Source organism: Klebsiella huaxiensis (assembly GCF_003261575.2).
Classification (GTDB): Bacteria; Pseudomonadota; Gammaproteobacteria; order Enterobacterales; family Enterobacteriaceae; genus Klebsiella; species Klebsiella huaxiensis.
This window is the reverse complement of sequence record NZ_CP036175.1, coordinates 824478-841843: the sequence shown is the minus strand read 5'-3', so window position 1 is coordinate 841843 and position 17366 is coordinate 824478. Positions and strand designations below refer to the sequence as shown.

Below are 17366 nucleotides of genomic sequence, written 5' to 3'. Positions count from 1 at the left end.
CCCGACAGCATTACTCTGCCGGGGTTATTACTTCTTTAAGCACCAATCACCACTGACAGCATGCTGAGCGACCCCATTTCGATCCCTTCGACAGGAATAGTAATGGGTTCTTCACCATCCCACGCCCCCAGGACATAAAGCAGAGGCAGGAAGTGGTCTGCGGTCGGGTTGGATAGCGATCCGCCTTCATGCGCCAGATAGTTCACTAACGGATGTTCAGCAACCGCACCTTTCCAGGCCAGGTTCGCTTTCACGTAATCATTAAACGACTCAGCCCAGGGATATGGCGTGCTTTCACCATGCCAACGCGCGGTACGCAGGTTATGTACCACGTTGCCGCTTGCCACCAGCATAATGCCCTCATCACGAAGTTGCGCCAGCTTGCGCCCCATTTCCAGATGCCAGGCAGCAGGTTTAGTGCTATCAATGCTCAGTTGCACCATAGGAATATCCGCATCGGGGTACATCTTAATCAACACTCCCCACGAACCATGGTCAAAACCCCAAGCTTCTTTATCCAGCGTCACAGGCACTGGCGCCAGTAACTCAACCAAGCGCTGTGCCAGTTGAGGAGAACCCGGTGCCGGGTAATGCGTATCGTATAGCGCCTGCGGGAAGCCACCAAAATCATGAATAGTTTTCGGCGCTTCCATCGCGGTCACTCCCGTACCGCGTGTGAACCAGTGCGCAGAAATCACTACAATCGCTTTTGGTCGCGGTAGCGCTTCACCCAGATGGTGCCAGGCGCGAGTATAGATGTTATCTTCCAGCACGTTCATTGGGCTGCCATGACCTAAAAACAGCGCGGGCATACGGGTACGGGACATGATGATATCCTTAATTCAGATGAATTTGATGTATTCACATTACGCGCTTTTACTGCAGGATAAACTCTGATAAGCATGATGATGATCGTCAGAAAATTTGAATGTAAGAGGTGGTAAAGGGTTAACTCTTCCTCTCGCGGTCGGCAATTAATACAGATATTATTAATGATAATCATTATCATAAGGAGATGAATAATGTCATCACCAGTTATATTGACCCTGTTAGCAGGTAGTGCCACCTTTATCGGTGCCATTTTCGGCGTTATCGGGCAGAAGCCGTCCAATCGCTTATTGGGATTTTCCCTGGGTTTCGCTGCCGGGATTATGCTGCTGATCTCGCTAATGGAGATGTTGCCCGCCGCGCTGAGAACCGAAGGCATGTCACCATTGCTTGGCTACGGTATGTTTATTATCGGCCTGCTGGGCTACTTTGCTCTTGACCGCCTGCTACCGCACGCCCACCCGCAGGACCTGATGATCCCAGGCATCTCGCGCCCGCGTAATTTGCGGCGTACGGCAATGCTCCTGACGTTAGGCATCAGCCTGCATAACTTTCCGGAGGGAATCGCCACCTTCGTGACGGCCAGCAATAACCTTGAGTTAGGTATGGGGGTCGCATTAGCAGTCGCGCTACACAATATTCCTGAAGGACTGGCGGTCGCCGGTCCGGTATACGCCGCCACCGGTTCCAGAAGTAAAGCCGTGTTCTGGGCTGGCATTTCCGGTATGGCGGAAATCCTCGGTGGCCTGCTGGCCTGGCTTATCCTCGGCAGTCTGGTATCTCCGGTAGTAATGGGGGCAATTATGGCCGCTGTCGCCGGGATAATGATCGCGCTCTCGGTTGATGAACTCATGCCGCTGGCAAAAGAGATAGATCCTCAGAGCAATCCCAGTTATGGGGTATTGTGCGGAATGTCAGTGATGGGATTAAGTCTGGTTATACTGCAAACAATGGGGATTGGCTAAATTAATGCTCCAAATATCTGGGGTATTATATTTCGCTTGTCAATTCACCATGTGAATTCATGGTAAATGATAAATAAAAAAACAATATCCTGTTTAACCCTAAGGAAATTGAACTTATTTATATATATTATTTAATAATATTTCCACTTATTTTTTAATATTAAAACAGGATAGCTCCCACGGTCAAAAAAAGATCATAAAATTCACGAAATGGATTATTTTTCGATAACTTACACAAAAAATCATTATAAAAACAAGGAAAATCTTAAAATACATACATTTTAGAGAATTTTTTAAGCACGCCTTACAATTTAATTAACTATAAGTAACAAGTGTAACAGATGGTTACGTGATAATTTCTGCGTCGTGAGTTAATATTGCTTTCATGAAACTTTAATATTTAACTCCAGAAAGTTATTTATATCCGTTCTAAATGAGTTCTTTATAAAGGATTATATTCCATGTTTAAAAAAACGCTGCTTGCTGTTGTCACTACTGCTCTTTTTTCTGCTACTGTTTTTAATGCAAGCGCTGACGATCAGGGCCACGGTATTGTCACTTTCTCTGGTACTGTAATTACTGCACCTTGCTCTGTTGCACCGGAAAGCTCTCAGATTGACGTAGATCTGGGTCAGGTTGCTGATACCGTGCTGAACGGTGGCCAGTATTCTCAGTCTGCAGACTTCACTATTAAACTGCAGGACTGCGTTCTGACCAGCACTGATACTGAGGGTGTAAAAACCACTATTGATAAAGTCAATGTGACCTTCACTTCTGCTAACGTAGATACTACTGACACCAGCCTGATGGCTAACACTAAAGAAAACAACTACGGTGGCGCGACTGGCGTTGGCGTACGTATTCTGGACGCTGGCTATAACACCTTCGACCTGGGCGTAGCACTGCCGGTAACATTTACCGACGTCAACAACCCAACTCAGAACCTGGACTTCCACGCTCGCATGGAATCTTTGGGTAAAAATGCTACCGAGGGCGATGTTTACGCTCAGGCAAACTACGTCCTGGCTTACAAATAATCACATAATCGATTAGTTTTATCGATTCAAGCCGGTGGGGACTCACCGGCTTTCCAGGTCTATTTTATTAAAAGAAACGGATTTTATGCGTACTATTATTCACTCCGGTCTAACGCCAAAAAAACGATCCCTTTTAATAAAGCACACCCTCTATTCAGCATGTGTTATCGCATCCCTATCCGCACCGCTTTATGCTATTGAATTCAATACCGATATGATCGATGCCGAGGACCGGCAGAATATAGACCTCTCACAGTTTGAAAAAAAAGGATACATTCCAGTTGGCACCTATTTGGTCCACGTAAAAATCAACAAAAATAGGCTACCCAATGTCTATAGCCTGGAGTGGATTAAAGCCGAAAACGAAAGCGGTTCTCAGCTCTGTTTGACTAAAGATCGTCTGACAGAATTTGGCTTTGCCAATTCGTTTATTGAACCTCTGCAAACATTAGATCAGCAAGGTTGCCTTGATTTCAGCCATAAACCAGAGCTGATTATTCGTCTGGATAAAGCGAATATGGAGCTGACGTTAACCGTACCCCAGGCATGGATGAAATATCAGGCTAAAAACTGGACTCCGCCGGAATATTGGGACGATGGTATTGCTGGTCTTATGCTGGACTATAACCTTTACTCCAGCCAGTACACTCCGAACCAGGGCGACAGCAACCAGAGCTTCAACTCATATGGTACCTTGGGGTTCAACCTTGGTGCCTGGCGCTTGCGCAGCGATTACCAATACGATCAGTCATTTGTTGAGCGTAAATCCACTGGCACCAACAGCAGCCTGCCGCGCACTTATCTGTTTCGGCCGATTCCGTCTCTGGCATCGAAATTTACCATGGGCCAATACGATCTAAGTTCAGATCTCTACGATACGTTTCATTTTACCGGAGCTTCGCTGGAAAGTGATGAACAAATGCTGCCGCCAGATTTGCGCGGCTATGCTCCGCAGATAACCGGCATCGCTCAGACTAACGCCAAAGTAACCGTGATGCAGAATGGTCGTATGCTCTATCAGACAACCGTCTCCCCAGGACCATTCACTATCAGCGATCTGGGCACCACCCTGCAGGGGCAGTTGGACGTTACTATCGAAGAGGAAGATGGGCGTAAGAGTACGTTTCAAGTGAGTTCAGCATCAATCCCGTTTCTAACACGCAAGGGACAGGTTCGGTATAAAAGCTCAGTAGGTAAACCGACATCAACGACCCATAACGATGTGAATAACCCGCTTTTCTGGACTGGTGAAGCCTCATGGGGCTGGTTGAACGATGTGTCCCTGTACGGCGGCGCTATCGTCACCGCCGATGATTATCAGGCGGCAACCGGTGGGGTCGGCTTTAACCTCAACAGCTTTGGCTCGCTCTCCTTCGACGTCACCCGTGCAGAAGCCAATTTACGTGATGATAATGAGGGCAAGCAGCGTGGCTTCAGCTATCGTGCTAACTACGCCAAGCGCTTTGAGGAAACCGGTAGCCAGATAACCTTCGCTGGATACCGTTTCTCGGATAAAGAGTACGTCACGATGAATGAATATATCAATTCACGCAACGGTGACGACTCCAGCAGCAATGAAAAAGAGAGCTATGTCCTCTCCTTTAACCAGTACGTCGCACCACTGGCAGTCAATACGTATTTAAGCGTCACACGTAATACCTACTGGAACAGTGAAACAAACACCAACTATTCATTCTCCATCAGCCGTAATTTTGATATTGGAGACTTTAAAAATATTTCCGCCTCTCTGGCGATGAGCCGCGTGAGTTGGGATGACGAAGAAGAGAATCAATACTACTTCTCGATTAGCCTGCCGCTGGAAAATAACCGTAATATTATGTACAGCCTGCAGCGCTATGGCGATGACTCAGCGACGCAAACGGCGACCTGGTACGATGGTTCTGACCGCAACAACCCGTGGAATCTGTCCGTTTCCGGCACTGATAAAGAGTTTGGTGATGGCGAAGCGGCCATGCGTGGCTACTACCAGCACTATTCACCTTATGGCCGCCTGAACGTGAACGGCACCGTGCAACCCAGCTATTACCGCTCGTTCAGCGCGGGCTGGAACGGCTCATTTACTGCGACTCGTCACGGCGCGGCGCTTCATGACTATAACGCGGGCAACAGCTCTCGCGTGATGGTTGATGCGGATGGCATATCCGGCGTGGAAGTAAATAATAACCGTAGCATGACCAATATGTTTGGCATTTCCGTGGTTCCTTCAGTGGGTAACTACACAACTGCCACGGTGATGGTGAACAACAATAACCTGCCTGATGGCGTGGATGTGACCAACTCGGTTATCCGCACCACGCTGACCGAAGGGGCCATTGGTTATATGCCGCTTAGCGCCACCAAAGGCTATCAGATTATCGGCGTCATCCGGCTGGAAAATGGACAATTCCCACCGCTGGGCGTGACCGTCACGGATAAAGCAACCGGTCGCGATATGGGTTTAGTCGCCGATGACGGCTTTGTGTATCTGAGCGGCGTCCAGGAAAATAGCATGCTGACGCTAAAATGGAACGACAAAGTTTGTGATATTACACCGCCTAACCACAGCAATACCGATGGTCAGGCCGTTATTTTACCGTGTAAACCCGCACATTAATTCAGGATGAAGATAATGAAAATTAACACGCTTGCGAAAGGATTATTATGCCTGCTGGGCACCAGCTTTGCGGTCAATGCCGCGGTGTCGCCCGACAGAACCCGCATCATTTTTAACCAGTCGGATAAAAGCGTTTCCGTGCGCTTGACCAACCAAAGCACAACTGCCCCCTTCCTTGCCCAATCATGGATTGAGGACAAGGATAATAAAAAATCCCGCAACTATATAACCGCCGTTCCACCGATGGTGCGTCTGGAAGCTGGTGAACAGGTCCAGGTCCGTCTAATGCCTCAGCCAACGCTGGCACAGCTTCCCGCCGATAGAGAATCGCTGTTTTACTACAATATTCGTGAAATCCCGCCGCGCTCAGAACAGAAAAACGTCATGCAAATCGCTATGCAGAGCCGTATTAAAATTTTCTGGCGGCCAAAGGCCGTAGAAGTTAAAAATGGGCAGTCGAGCCTGATCGGAAAATTCGATGTTAGCCGCACCGGCAGCGGATTAGTGCTAAAGAATAAATCCCCCTATTTTGTGACCGTTGGCTATATTGGCACCAATGGCAAAACGCTGTTGCCAAAAACGTCAAGCATGATGGCCGACCCCTTTGGCCAGGCGTCACAAGAAATTAAAAACCTGCCAGCAAATTTCCAGATTGGCTTTATTGGCGATTACGGCGGCCTGCATATGTTTAAAATTAGCTGCAACTCGGTGCAGACCATATGTCAGTCTGAACCAGTGAAAAAGGGATAATGATGAAAAGATTATTTAGCTTTTTAGCATTATTAACCTGCCTGTTTTCGTTACCCTCCTGGGCAGTTGACTGCTATCAGAATAGCAAAGGGGGCCTGACTGAAGCTAAGATCGAGCTCCCCTCATTTACCATCCCAAGCGATATCACACTTAACCAGAAGGTATGGGAAAGCCCGGATATTACTATGACCGTCTACTGCGATAATGCAACGGGCTGGAGTAAATCAAATCAAACGGAAGATCTCTATGCATGGATAAAACTCTCGGCATTTAACAGCACCGAGGTCCTGAATAACCCCTACTTTACTTTTGGCGTTACCTACAATGGTGCCGATTATGAAGGGAACGACCAGGGAATCGATACCGGAGCTTGCCTGGATAAATTCGAGCAGTATTACGATGGTATATACCACGACCCAGTGTGTAACGGTTCAACGCTACAAAAAAACATAACCTTTAATGCTCGTTTTCGTTTATACGTTAAGGTCAAAGCAATCCCACCAGACAGTACAACGGTTTATAATTTTGGCAAAATTAACGTTCTACAGTTTGATGGCGAAGGAGGTGCAAACCTGGCTAAAAATGCTAAAAACTTGCGTTTTTACATTGATGGACTAGATAACATTCACTATTTAAGTTGCAGCGCATCAATTAAAATCTTACCTGAAAGTCAGGTTGTTGATTTTAAAACCATCACTAACATCAACCTTGCTAACCATACGGATACTCAAAAGACTTTTAGCATCTCTACCGTCAGGGATCAAACTGCAGGGTGTACGGAGCAGTTTGATATTACGACCAGCTTCTATACCAGCGATGCACCTTATAACGATACGCATCTGGATCTAGGGAACGGTTTGCTCTTGAACGTTTTCGACAACACGCTCAACACAGCGGTTTTATTTAACCAGTATATGACTTTTACAACCTACATCCCAAGTGCCCCATCAACTGTCACACATAACTATACGGCTGAGCTAACCCCTCATCCCACTAAGAAACTGGTGGAAGGTCCATTTAGTAAAGACGTTATTATCAAAATAAACTATCAGTAATGTCTATGTAGACTTAAACACGCCTGTACAATTTACAGGCGCATGTGTATTACAAAACAATATGTAAATCCGCCCCTCGTAATACCTGGGGCGTATCCGCTGGAGCCGCCAGCGAAAGGCTGAATAACGGCGCGCAGTTCCGCACCGACTATCAGCACCAGCCCCCGTTGGCGATCTCCAGCTTTCTGGTAGCTACGTCGCCAGCGATTACACCTCTGCCAGTTGGGATGGCTCTTTCACTGCAACTCGTCACGGTGCCGCATTCCATCACCATAGCGTCAGTAAGGAGCCGCGTCTGATGGTCAGCACCGATGGTATTGCCGACATTCCGCTGCAAGAGGATGCAAACAAAACGAACATATTTGGTTATGCCGTCGTACCGATGCTCTCCAGCTATCAGCCGATCGCCATCGCCGTGAACCCTCTCACCACTCAGGCAGCAATTGCCCCCGACCGCACACGGGTCATTTTTAATGACAGCAGCAAAGCGGCGAGAACGCCAGCAAAGACCTTCCCTACCTCGCCTACTCGTGTATTGAGGATGAAAAAGGGAACAAGAGCGATACGTTTTTTGCCGTACTCCCCACAATGCAGCGCCTCGAACCAGGAGCCATCACTCAGGTTCGCATCGTCAAATAGGGCAGCGGCAGTACGCTACCGAAAGATCGTGAATCTCTGTTTTACTACAACGTGCGCGAAATTCCTCCAACTCCTGATGTAGCGAATAATCACGCAATCGTGCAGATCGCCATGCAATCCCGAATCAAAATGATCTGGCGTCCGGCCGCGCTGAAGAAAAAACCAGGTGATAAAAGCGATGTCAATGGTAAAACCAGCGAGAATGTCTACGTATGGGTTAACCCTTATTCATCTGCTGATGATCCTTATTACCCGCCAGGCGTGACCTACTCAGGAGTGGATTATTATTCAACCCAGGGCGCTGTTGGCATTGATACCAACACTTGTGTTGATAACATCTACTATCAGAAATTTACGCCAGCACAAATTATTGCCTCCAACTGGGAGGATCGCCTCTGTTCTAAAAATGCTGAAGATACCCACTACTCACGGACGTTCATTGCCCGTATGCGGCTGTATGTAAAAATCAAATCCATGCCGCCGCATGATTATCAAAGCGCGTTGGCCAATGATGATACCGCGCTGCTGCCAGGTAATGGACTACAGCTGAAGATTCGCAACCCGACAGAAAACAGCCTCTACACCTTTAACCAGTATGCCGAATACGCTGACTTCACCGGCTCGTTACTCACCGTTAAACAGGATTATCAAGCCGAGCTATCTAAATTCTCCGGTTAAAATGTTAAAACCGGGCATTTCGAATCCGTCGTGTTGTTTAAAATTAACTACAACTAGAAACGACAAAGCCGGGATAACCCGGCTTTTTTTTGGCGTTGACGTCAGCGATCAGCCAGCTTTACGTTCGTGCTCACGACGATAAGCTGATAAATCTTCGATAGTCACTACGGCCATATTATGTTGCTGAGCAAACTCGATGCACTGCGGCGCACGGGCCATGGAGCCATCGTCATTAGTCAGTTCGCACAGTACGCCTGCCGGTTTGAAACCCGCCAGAGTCACCAGATCGATAGTTGCTTCAGTATGACCACCACGGGTCAGGACGCCGCCCGGCTGCGCACGCAGCGGGAAGACGTGGCCAGGACGGTTCAGGTCTGAAGGTTTTGCGCCATCGGCAATCGCCGCACGCACGGTAGTCACACGGTCAGCGGCAGAAACGCCGGTGGTGACACCTTCAGCAGCTTCAATGGTCACGGTAAAACCGGTGCCGTAAGCGCTGGTGTTGTTTTCAACCATCATTGGCAGGTCGAGCTGTTTGCGACGATCTTCAGTCAGGCACAGGCAGACAATACCACTGCCGTGACGAATGGTCAGCGCCATCTGCTCAACGGTCATGGTTTCAGCGGCGAAAATCATATCGCCTTCGTTTTCACGGTCTTCATCGTCAAGCACCATCACACCACGGCCTTCGCGCAGTGCATTTAAAGCGTGTTCCACACGTTCAAAAGCGGTACCAAAAGAAGAAAGGAGCGTCTGATTCATGGTAAAAAAACCTCATTAAAATTATGGTTACCAGAATCAGGGCAGTCTTAGGAGCGCCGGTTTAGCGGCAAAAGTCAACGCAAGCGGATCGAAACCCGACTGAGCCGTTACTCTCTCCCATCCGGACTCTAACCGTCGGCCCCGGAATCACACCGGATCTGCTGACCTTTCTGCTTTCGCAGAAAGCGCTCGCGGGCTTTCAACGCTATGGTTGATTTACCGCCGGTGGGGAATTTCGCCCCGCCCTGAGAATAAGCACAGCAACTATAACGCTATTGACTATCGTCGGCAATGCATAAGCTTCAAACATTTATGGTTTATCGGTACCGACGATCGCACTACAATGAGCGGCAAACCGACCAGATCAGGAAACCACCATGATTGACCCGAAAAAAATTGAACAGATCGCCCGTCAGGTCCATGAGTCAATGCCAAAAGGCCTTCGTGACCTTGGAGAAGATGTGGAGAAAAAAATTCGTCAGGTGCTCCAGTCGCAATTAACTCGTCTGGATCTGGTAAGCCGCGAAGAGTTTGATGTGCAGACGCAGGTGCTACTGCGTACACGTGAAAAACTGGCTTTGCTGGAACAACGCCTGAGCGAACTAGAAAGCCGCTCGGCGAGCGTGTCGGTGACTCCGGACGCAGAAGAGAAGCTGTAAAACAAGCAACGGGCCTTTCGGGCCCGTTGTAGTCTCAGTGTTCCAGCTCCGCCTCTGGGATCATGGTCTTACTCACCTGCTGGCGGTAAAACTCATATCGTTGACAAAACCATTCGCGATGCGCTTCATCCATGTTACCGACAATGGCCTGAAGATCGACGGGCTGACCTTGTGCGTACATTCTGGCGAAACTCTGAGCCAGAAAATCAAAATTCTTCATCAAATACATGTCTTTATTATTCATCCGCATACTCCTTCAGCCGTTGGTATTCTGATTGGTCATATGCTTTTTACTCACTTCAGTATTTACCCTTACCTTAACTTTTTTTGGGCGAAAAATGCGCTCAAAGTGGCTATTTATTGCGCTGAATCATAATTCTCATCATTAGGTTTTAAAGTGTGATCTCACAACGCTGAACCTATCTCCTCTTTGTCTGCAGGCCCCCCTGGATACTGCACGGTTTAAGCTCCATCTGAGCGCATTAAAAAACAAAAGGAATAGCGATATTACCTATTCTATTGCTCGTATTATTGTTAAACTAACCACCAGTATCCGGGTAAAATCTTTATAAGATCTTTCACGAATAAGGAGATTCATGCATCTATTTTCCGAATACAACAGCCCTTATCTTTTTGCACTATCATTCGTACTCCTTATTGGTCTTCTGGAAGTTATTGCGCTTATTTTCGGGCATCTGCTTTCCGGCATTATTGACGCACATTTAAATCATTTTGACTCTTTAACTTCCGGTAACATCGGTCAGGTTCTTCATTATCTGAATATCGGGCGAATCCCTGCACTTATCGTACTCTGTCTGCTGGGAGGCTATTTTGGGTTTCTCGGTATCATCATTCAGCATGCCTGGGTAAGCCTTATGTCATCGCCATTGAACAATTTCCTGTTAGCACCGGTCTGTCTGGTGATCTCTGGCATCGCGGTACACTACACGGGAAAAGCCATTGCACCATGGCTGCCGCTGGATGAAACCACGGCGATTACCGAAGACGATTTTATTGGCAGTATGGCTCTTATTACCGGCCATTTTGCCGAGTCAGGCCGTCCGTGCGAAGGAAAGTTCACGGATAAATTTGGTCAAACACATTATTTATTAATTGAGCCGGAAGAGGGTAAAGAGTTTAAAAGAGGGGATCGGGTTCTAATTATCCTCAGACTTACCTCAACACGTTATTTAGCTGAGCTTAACCCCTGGCCACACGTTTTATAGTTTGTTTCTCATAAATAAGGAGGTTACATAATGGATGGCATTACTGGCTTATTCCCCTCATGGATGTTTACGGCGGGCGTCGCCGTCATTGTTCTATTGGTTATTGGCATTATTTTCGCCAGACTCTATCGCCGGGCTTCAGCGGAACAGGCTTTTGTCCGTACAGGTCTTGGCGGACAAAAGGTGGTCATGAGCGGTGGGGCTATCTCCATGCCCATTTTCCACGAAATCATCCCGATCAACATGAATACCCTGAAGCTTGAAGTTAGCCGCTCCACGGCCGACAGCCTGATCACCAAAGATCGTATGCGCGTTGACGTCGTTGTGGCCTTTTTCGTCAGGGTCAAACCGTCTGTCGAAGGTATTGCTACCGCAGCGCAAACCCTCGGCCAACGCACATTATCGCCGGAAGATCTGCGCATGCTGGTCGAAGATAAGTTCGTGGATGCCCTGCGCGCCACCGCGGCGCAGATGACCATGCATGAGCTGCAGGATACGCGCGAGAATTTCGTGCAGGGCGTACAAAATACCGTTGCTGAAGATTTATCCAAAAACGGCCTGGAGCTGGAAAGCGTCTCGTTGACAAACTTCAACCAGACTTCGAAAGAACACTTCAACCCCAACAACGCCTTTGACGCCGAAGGTTTGACTAAGCTCACCCAGGAGACGGAGCGCCGTCGTCGCGAACGTAATGAAGTCGAACAGGACGTTGAAGTCGCCGTGCGGGAAAAAAACCGCGATGCTCTGTCGCGCAAGCTCGAAATCGCGCAGCAAGAAGCCTTTATGACGCTTGAGCAGGAGCAGCAGGTGAAAACCCGCACCGCCGAGCAAAACGCGAAAATCGCCGCTTTTGAAGCGGAACGCCATCGCGAAGCGGAACAAACACGTATCCAGGCTGAACGACAGATTCAGGAAAGTGAAATCGAACGCGAGCAGATTGTGCGGACTAAAAAGGTCGAAGCGGAGCGGGAAATTCGCATCAAAGAGATCGAGCAACAGCAGGCGACAGAAATTGCGAATCAGACAAAATCTATCGCTATCGCCGCAAAATCCGAGCAGCAGTCTCAGGCAGAAGCTCGTGCAAACGACGCGCTGGCCGAATCCGTCCGCGCACAGCAAAACGTTGAAACCACGCGCCAAACGGCGGAAGCCGATCGTGCGAAACAGGTTGCGTTAATCGCCGCTTCTCAGGATGCGGAAACCCAGGCGGTCGAGCTGACGGTTCGGGCAAAAGCAGAAAAAGAAGCCGCTGAGCTTCAAGCTGCGGCAATCGTGGAACTGGCAGAAGCCACAAAGAAAAAGGGCCTCGCGGAAGCGGAAGCCCAGCGCGCACTCAACGATGCTATCAACGTGCTTTCCGATCAGCAGACCAGTCTGAAATTCAAACTGGCACTGCTGCAATCACTACCGGCGGTTATCGAGAAATCCGTTGAGCCGATGAAGTCCATTGAAGGCATCAAGATTATTCAGGTTGACGGCCTTAACCGGGGCGGCGGCGCTGGCGGCACGGAAAATACCACCGTCAGCGCAGGCGGCAGCAATCTGGCGGAGCAGGCGTTGTCCGCAGCCCTTTCCTATCGTACCCAGGCACCGCTGATTGATTCACTGTTAAATGAAATTGGCCTCTCCGGTGGATCTCTGGCTTCTCTGGCTGCGCCGCTAACAACGTCAATTCCTGGCACCACCACGGCGAGTGAAGACATTCACGTAAAAACAACCACCGCCGAATAAAAAACGCCCTCCTGACAAGGGGGGCATTCAATAAAAAACCCGGCAATTTAATCGCGCCGGGTTTTGTCTATCATCAGAAAAACGCTTATTTTTCGCTATCTTTCTGGATCTTCTTAATGATATTGGTTGTCGAACAACCATCTTCAAAGTTGAGCACCAGCACCTCGCCGCCGTTTGCCCACACTTCTTCACTACCGGCAATCTGCTCCGGCTTGTAGTCGCCGCCTTTCACCAACAGGTCCGGCAGAATGCCTGCAATCAGCCGCTGTGGCGTATCTTCTTCAAAAGAGACCACCCAGTCGACAGCTTCCAGCGCGCCCAGCACGATCATTCGCTGATCCAGCGGGTTCACCGGGCGAGACTCGCCTTTCAGACGTTTGGTCGATGCGTCGCTGTTAACGGCAACAATCAGGCGGTCACCCAGCTTGCGCGCATTCGCCAGATAGGAGACGTGGCCCGCGTGCAGAATGTCGAACACGCCGTTGGTCATCACGACTTTCTCGCCGCGTTTACGCGCCGCGACCACTGCCAGCTTCAGCTCTTCTTCGTTCATCACGCCAAAGCCCGTTTCTGAACGCCCGCGAACCGCATTTTCCAGCTCGATAGGCGAAACGGTAGAGGTACCGAGTTTGCCCACCACCACGCCTGCCGCCGCGTTGGCGAAGTAGCAGGCTTCTTCCAGCGAATTACCGGAAGCCAGCGTCGCGGCCAGCACGCCAATCACCGTATCGCCCGCGCCGGTAACGTCATAAACCTCCTGCGCCTGAGTCGGCATATGCAGAGCCGGTCGGCCCGGTTGCAGCAGCGTCATACCCTGCTCGGAGCGAGTGACCAGCAGCGCAGACAGCTCAAAATCAGTGATGATTTTCATCCCACGCTCAACGATTTCCGCTTCGTTCTGACATTTCCCCGCTACCGCTTCAAACTCGGATAGGTTCGGCGTCAGCAGCGTAGCACCACGATAGCGTTCAAAATCAGTGCCTTTCGGGTCGATCAACACCGGAACGCCCGCGTCACGAGCGAGCTTAATCATGGTCTGCACGCTGGTCAGCGCGCCTTTGGCGTAGTCAGACAGCACCAGCGCACCAATAGAGCTCAGCGCCTGCTGAATACGCTCGTGCATCGGCTGCGGATCGACACCAGAGAAACCTTCTTCGAAATCAAGACGAATCAGCTGCTGGTTGCGCGAAAGCACGCGTAGCTTGGTGATTGTTGGATGCGTCGGCAGGGAAACAAAGTCGCACTTCACATTAACATCGGCCAGCGCCTTGCTTAACGCACGGGCAGCATCGTCAATCCCGGTCAGGCCAACCAGGCGAGAAGTCGCACCGAGCGACGCAATGTTCATCGCTACGTTTGCCGCACCACCAGGACGTTCTTCGATATTTTCTACTTTCACCACCGGCACCGGCGCTTCCGGCGAAATTCGGCTAGTAGGGCCATACCAGTAGCGGTCCAGCATCACATCGCCAACCACCAACACTTCTGCACGTTCAAACTCTGGCAGCGTTACTTTCATTACTTTCTCCTGCGAGACGCAAACTTTGCGCGCGATAATAGCACACCCGTTTTTTTAGTTAAGCCATCAACCACTTCTGCCAGCTGGCGCTGACCTGTTCACGTTCCTGACTAAACGCGTCAGGCGCCACGTTCCCCGGCAGCTCCTGCAGGGCCAGGTGATGCAACGCATCGCGTAACGTGGTGTAGGCATGGGTCAATGCCCTCGCCTCTGCATCGTCCATAATATCGTTCTGCGCCAACAGTTCCAGAATGCGCACGTTATCAGACCAACGCGTGAGCTTAGGCCTATCACTGGCATAGCGTAGGACCAGATACTGGGTAATAAATTCAATATCCGTGATCCCGCCAGCATCAGCTTTAATATCAAAGCGATCATGGTGCTTATTGCCGAGGTGAGCGCGCATTTTTTCACGCATTTCCCGCACTTCAGTTTGCAGTTTTTCGCCTTCGCGCGCAGTGGTAAGAATATCCCGACGAATCACGTCAAAACGCGCCTGTAGCTCAGGGTCGCCATAGACAACGCGAGCGCGAACCAGCGCCTGATGTTCCCAGGTCCAGGCTTCGTTTTGCTGATAATCAGCAAAGGAATCGGTGGTGGTGACCAGCATACCCGCCGCGCCAGAAGGACGTAAGCGAGCATCCACTTCGTACAGAATGCCCGAAGGCGTTCGGGTGCTGAAAAGATGCATGATGCGCTGCGCCAGGCGCAGATAAAACTGGCGGCCATCAATTTCGCGCTCGCCGTCGGTCATCACTTCCATCGGGCAGTCATGCAGGAACACCAGATCGAGGTCAGAACTGTAGCCCAGTTCCCAGCCCCCCAGCTTGCCGTAGCCAACCACCGCAAAGCCGCGCCCCTGGCGGTCATGCAGATGCGTTGGCTGACCATAGCGGGCGACCATTTGCAGCCATGCCTGCTGGACCACCGCGTCAATCATCGCCTCAGCCAGCCAGGTTAAGTGATCGCTCACTTTCATCACCGGCAGCGTCCCGGCGATATCGGCGGCAGCAATGTGTAACAACTGAGCCTGTTTGAACTGGCGCAATGCTTCCAGTTGCTGCTCTTCATCCTCTTCCGGCACGCGCAGCAGATACTGGCGCAACTCATCACGATATGCGTCAGTGGCCGTTGGCTGATAGAGGGTATTCGGATCCAGCAGTTCGTCCAGCAGCAGCGGGTGTCGCGCCAGCTGGCTGGCGACCATCGGCGAAGCGGCGCACAGGCTAATCAGATGCTTTAACGCGCCGGGGAATTCGCTCAGTAGTTCAAGATAAGTGGTACGGGTAACGATCCCGGTCAGTAGCGGCGTAATGCGCGCCAGCGGTACCGGAGCATCCGCACGTGAACAAATTTCGCTAAGCAGATGCGGCATGAGCTGATCAAGCACCTGACGACCGCGCGGACCAATCGTGCGTCGGTCCAGTTCTTTACGGAAATCGGCGATCAGCGCCAGCACGCTGCGGCGATCGTTATCCGCAAGATGCGCCAGCGCCGGGCTGGTATCGTCCTCTTCAAGCGCGTCCTGCCACAGTTCTCGCCAGTACTCTGCAAGCTGTTCATCCGGCGACTGCGCTTCATCGTCGCCAATCAATTCATTAAAAACCTGTCGCACATTGGCCATCTGCTCGGCCAGCCGCGCGCTAAGGGCATCCCAGTCGGCAGCGCCCATCCCCCACGCCAGCCGGGCGCGATTAAGCTCATCCTGCGGCAGGGTTTGCGTCTGCTCGTCGTTGATGCTTTGCAGTAAGTTTTCCAGGCGACGTAAAAACAGATAGGCATCTCGCAGCCTTGGCGCATCGCCTTCAGGTAACAGATGAAGCTCTTCGATAGCGGCCAGCGTCGGCAACAAAGCACGCTGTTGCAGCATCGGCTCGCGCCCGCCGCGAATCAGCTGGAAGACCTGGACGATAAATTCAATCTCGCGGATACCGCCCGCGCCGAGCTTGATATTGTCCTTTAACCCTCGGCGACGAACTTCACGGGCAATCATCCCCTTCATGTTGCGCAGGGACTGAATGACGCTGAAATCGATGTAGCGACGGAAGACGAACGGTCGCAGCATGGCGCGCAGCTCGCTGGCATAAATGCCATCGTTATCGCCCATAATCCGAGCTTTCACCATCGCGTATCGCTCCCAGTCGCGCCCCTGCTCCTGGTAATAATCCTCCAGCGCGGCGAAGCTCAAAACCAGTGGGCCGCTATCGCCAAACGGGCGCAGGCGCATGTCGACGCGATAAACGAAACCATCCTGAGTGGGTTGATCCAGGACCTTGATTAAACGTTGTCCAAGACGGGTAAAAAACTGCGCGTTATCCAACTCCCGACGCCCACCTTGCGTGGAGCCGTGCTCCGGCCAGGCAAAAATCAGGTCGATGTCGGAGGAGAAGTTAAGCTCGCCGCCGCCAAGTTTACCCATCCCCAAAATCAACAGCGGCTGCGGCGAACCTTCAGCATTGCACGGAGTCCCCCATTCGCGGCAACAGGCAACGTAAAGCCAGTCGCGAGCGGCGACAATCAGCGTCTCCGCCAGCACGCTCAGTTGCTGCAAACTGCTCTCTTCGCTGACCAGCGATAACGACTGGGCCCAGGCGATACGCACCATTATCCAGCGGCGAAACTGGCGCAGCTCGCGCATCAACGTGGCTTCATCATTCACCTCTGCAAGACGCATCTGTAGCCAGTCGGCATAATGACGCCACTCCTGCGCCTCAGGTGGCGAGCTTTCAAGCTCCGCCAGCCATTGCGGTTGGGCGACCAGACTGTGCTCGACGAAATCGCTGAATGCCATCACCGACTGCGCCTGCTCACTTAATGTGGATACTGGAAAATCCGCCGGTAGCCGGTCTGTGACCGTCTGCCAGTGCTGCTGTAATTGCGAAGAAAGCGGCATCTTAGGGGCT

Annotated in this window: 14 protein-coding genes, 1 pseudogene and 1 riboswitch; of the genes and pseudogenes, 10 read left to right on the top strand and 5 right to left on the bottom strand. The window is 50.8% G+C overall.

The window, feature by feature from the left end:
- Positions 1-35: 35 nt before the first annotated feature.
- On the bottom strand, positions 36-827 hold the full coding sequence (ygiD, locus tag DA718_RS04080; protein ID WP_110273027.1) for a 4,5-DOPA-extradiol-dioxygenase: 792 nt from the start codon (positions 825-827) through the stop codon (positions 36-38).
- A 195-nt stretch (positions 828-1022) separates the two neighbouring features.
- Between ygiD and zupT the strand changes: the two genes are divergently transcribed.
- The 7 genes and pseudogenes from zupT to DA718_RS31010 all read left to right on the top strand — a co-directional run bounded on the left by zupT (position 1023) and on the right by DA718_RS31010 (position 8566).
- Positions 1023-1793, top strand: a complete 771-nt coding sequence (gene zupT, locus DA718_RS04075) for a zinc transporter ZupT (RefSeq protein WP_112213705.1) — start codon at positions 1023-1025, stop codon at positions 1791-1793.
- Positions 1794-2254: 461 nt separating this feature from the next.
- Positions 2255-2830: a fimbrial-like protein gene (locus DA718_RS04070; protein WP_112213704.1), complete on the top strand. Its 576-nt coding sequence runs from the start codon at positions 2255-2257 to the stop codon at positions 2828-2830.
- Positions 2831-2915: 85 nt separating this feature from the next.
- Positions 2916-5444 (top strand): fimbria/pilus outer membrane usher protein, encoded by a 2529-nt coding sequence (locus DA718_RS04065; protein WP_112213703.1) that lies wholly within the window; start codon positions 2916-2918, stop codon positions 5442-5444.
- Between the two features lie 15 nt (positions 5445-5459).
- The gene (locus tag DA718_RS04060) at positions 5460-6194 is read left to right on the top strand and encodes a fimbrial biogenesis chaperone (protein ID WP_167492722.1); all 735 of its coding nucleotides are present in this window, start codon (positions 5460-5462) and stop codon (positions 6192-6194) included.
- A gap of 2 nt (positions 6195-6196) precedes the next feature.
- Positions 6197-7249 carry a pilus assembly protein gene (locus DA718_RS04055; protein ID WP_112213702.1) on the top strand — a complete coding sequence of 351 codons (1053 nt, stop codon included), beginning with the start codon at positions 6197-6199 and terminating at the stop codon, positions 7247-7249.
- Between the two features lie 211 nt (positions 7250-7460).
- Positions 7461-7970, top strand: a pseudogene (locus DA718_RS31135) (fimbria/pilus outer membrane usher protein); the annotation flags it as partial.
- Entirely contained in the window at positions 7940-8566 is a 627-nt protein-coding gene (locus DA718_RS31010; RefSeq protein ID WP_112213701.1) for a fimbria/pilus periplasmic chaperone, read from the top strand. The pseudogene DA718_RS31135 and the gene DA718_RS31010, both read left to right, overlap by 31 nt.
- Before the next feature lie 108 nt (positions 8567-8674).
- Here DA718_RS31010 and ribB read toward each other — a convergent pair whose 3' ends face one another.
- Positions 8675-9328 (bottom strand): 3,4-dihydroxy-2-butanone-4-phosphate synthase, encoded by a 654-nt coding sequence (ribB, locus tag DA718_RS04040; RefSeq protein WP_112213700.1) that lies wholly within the window; start codon positions 9326-9328, stop codon positions 8675-8677.
- Between the two features lie 105 nt (positions 9329-9433).
- Positions 9434-9585: riboswitch (FMN riboswitch) on the bottom strand.
- A 120-nt stretch (positions 9586-9705) separates the two neighbouring features.
- Here ribB and ubiK point away from each other — a divergent pair.
- Entirely contained in the window at positions 9706-9987 is a 282-nt protein-coding gene (ubiK, locus tag DA718_RS04035; RefSeq protein WP_112213699.1) for a ubiquinone biosynthesis accessory factor UbiK, read from the top strand.
- A gap of 34 nt (positions 9988-10021) precedes the next feature.
- Here the strand turns inward: ubiK and glgS are convergent, their stop codons facing one another.
- Entirely contained in the window at positions 10022-10231 is a 210-nt protein-coding gene (gene glgS / locus DA718_RS04030; RefSeq protein WP_112213698.1) for a cell surface composition regulator GlgS, read from the bottom strand.
- A gap of 352 nt (positions 10232-10583) precedes the next feature.
- On the opposite strand from glgS, the gene DA718_RS04020 reads away from it, so the two are divergent.
- Both DA718_RS04020 and DA718_RS04015 read left to right on the top strand, forming a co-directional pair.
- Entirely contained in the window at positions 10584-11213 is a 630-nt protein-coding gene (locus DA718_RS04020; protein WP_112213697.1) for an OB-fold-containig protein, read from the top strand.
- A gap of 30 nt (positions 11214-11243) precedes the next feature.
- Positions 11244-12944, top strand: a complete 1701-nt coding sequence (locus DA718_RS04015) for a flotillin family protein (RefSeq protein ID WP_112213696.1) — start codon at positions 11244-11246, stop codon at positions 12942-12944.
- Positions 12945-13029: 85 nt separating this feature from the next.
- On the opposite strand, the gene hldE is transcribed toward DA718_RS04015, so the two are convergent.
- Entirely contained in the window at positions 13030-14463 is a 1434-nt protein-coding gene (gene hldE, locus DA718_RS04010) for a bifunctional D-glycero-beta-D-manno-heptose-7-phosphate kinase/D-glycero-beta-D-manno-heptose 1-phosphate adenylyltransferase HldE (protein WP_112213695.1), read from the bottom strand.
- A 58-nt stretch (positions 14464-14521) separates the two neighbouring features.
- Positions 14522-17356: a bifunctional [glutamate--ammonia ligase]-adenylyl-L-tyrosine phosphorylase/[glutamate--ammonia-ligase] adenylyltransferase gene (glnE, locus tag DA718_RS04005; protein WP_112213694.1), complete on the bottom strand. Its 2835-nt coding sequence runs from the start codon at positions 17354-17356 to the stop codon at positions 14522-14524.
- Positions 17357-17366: the final 10 nt, after the last annotated feature.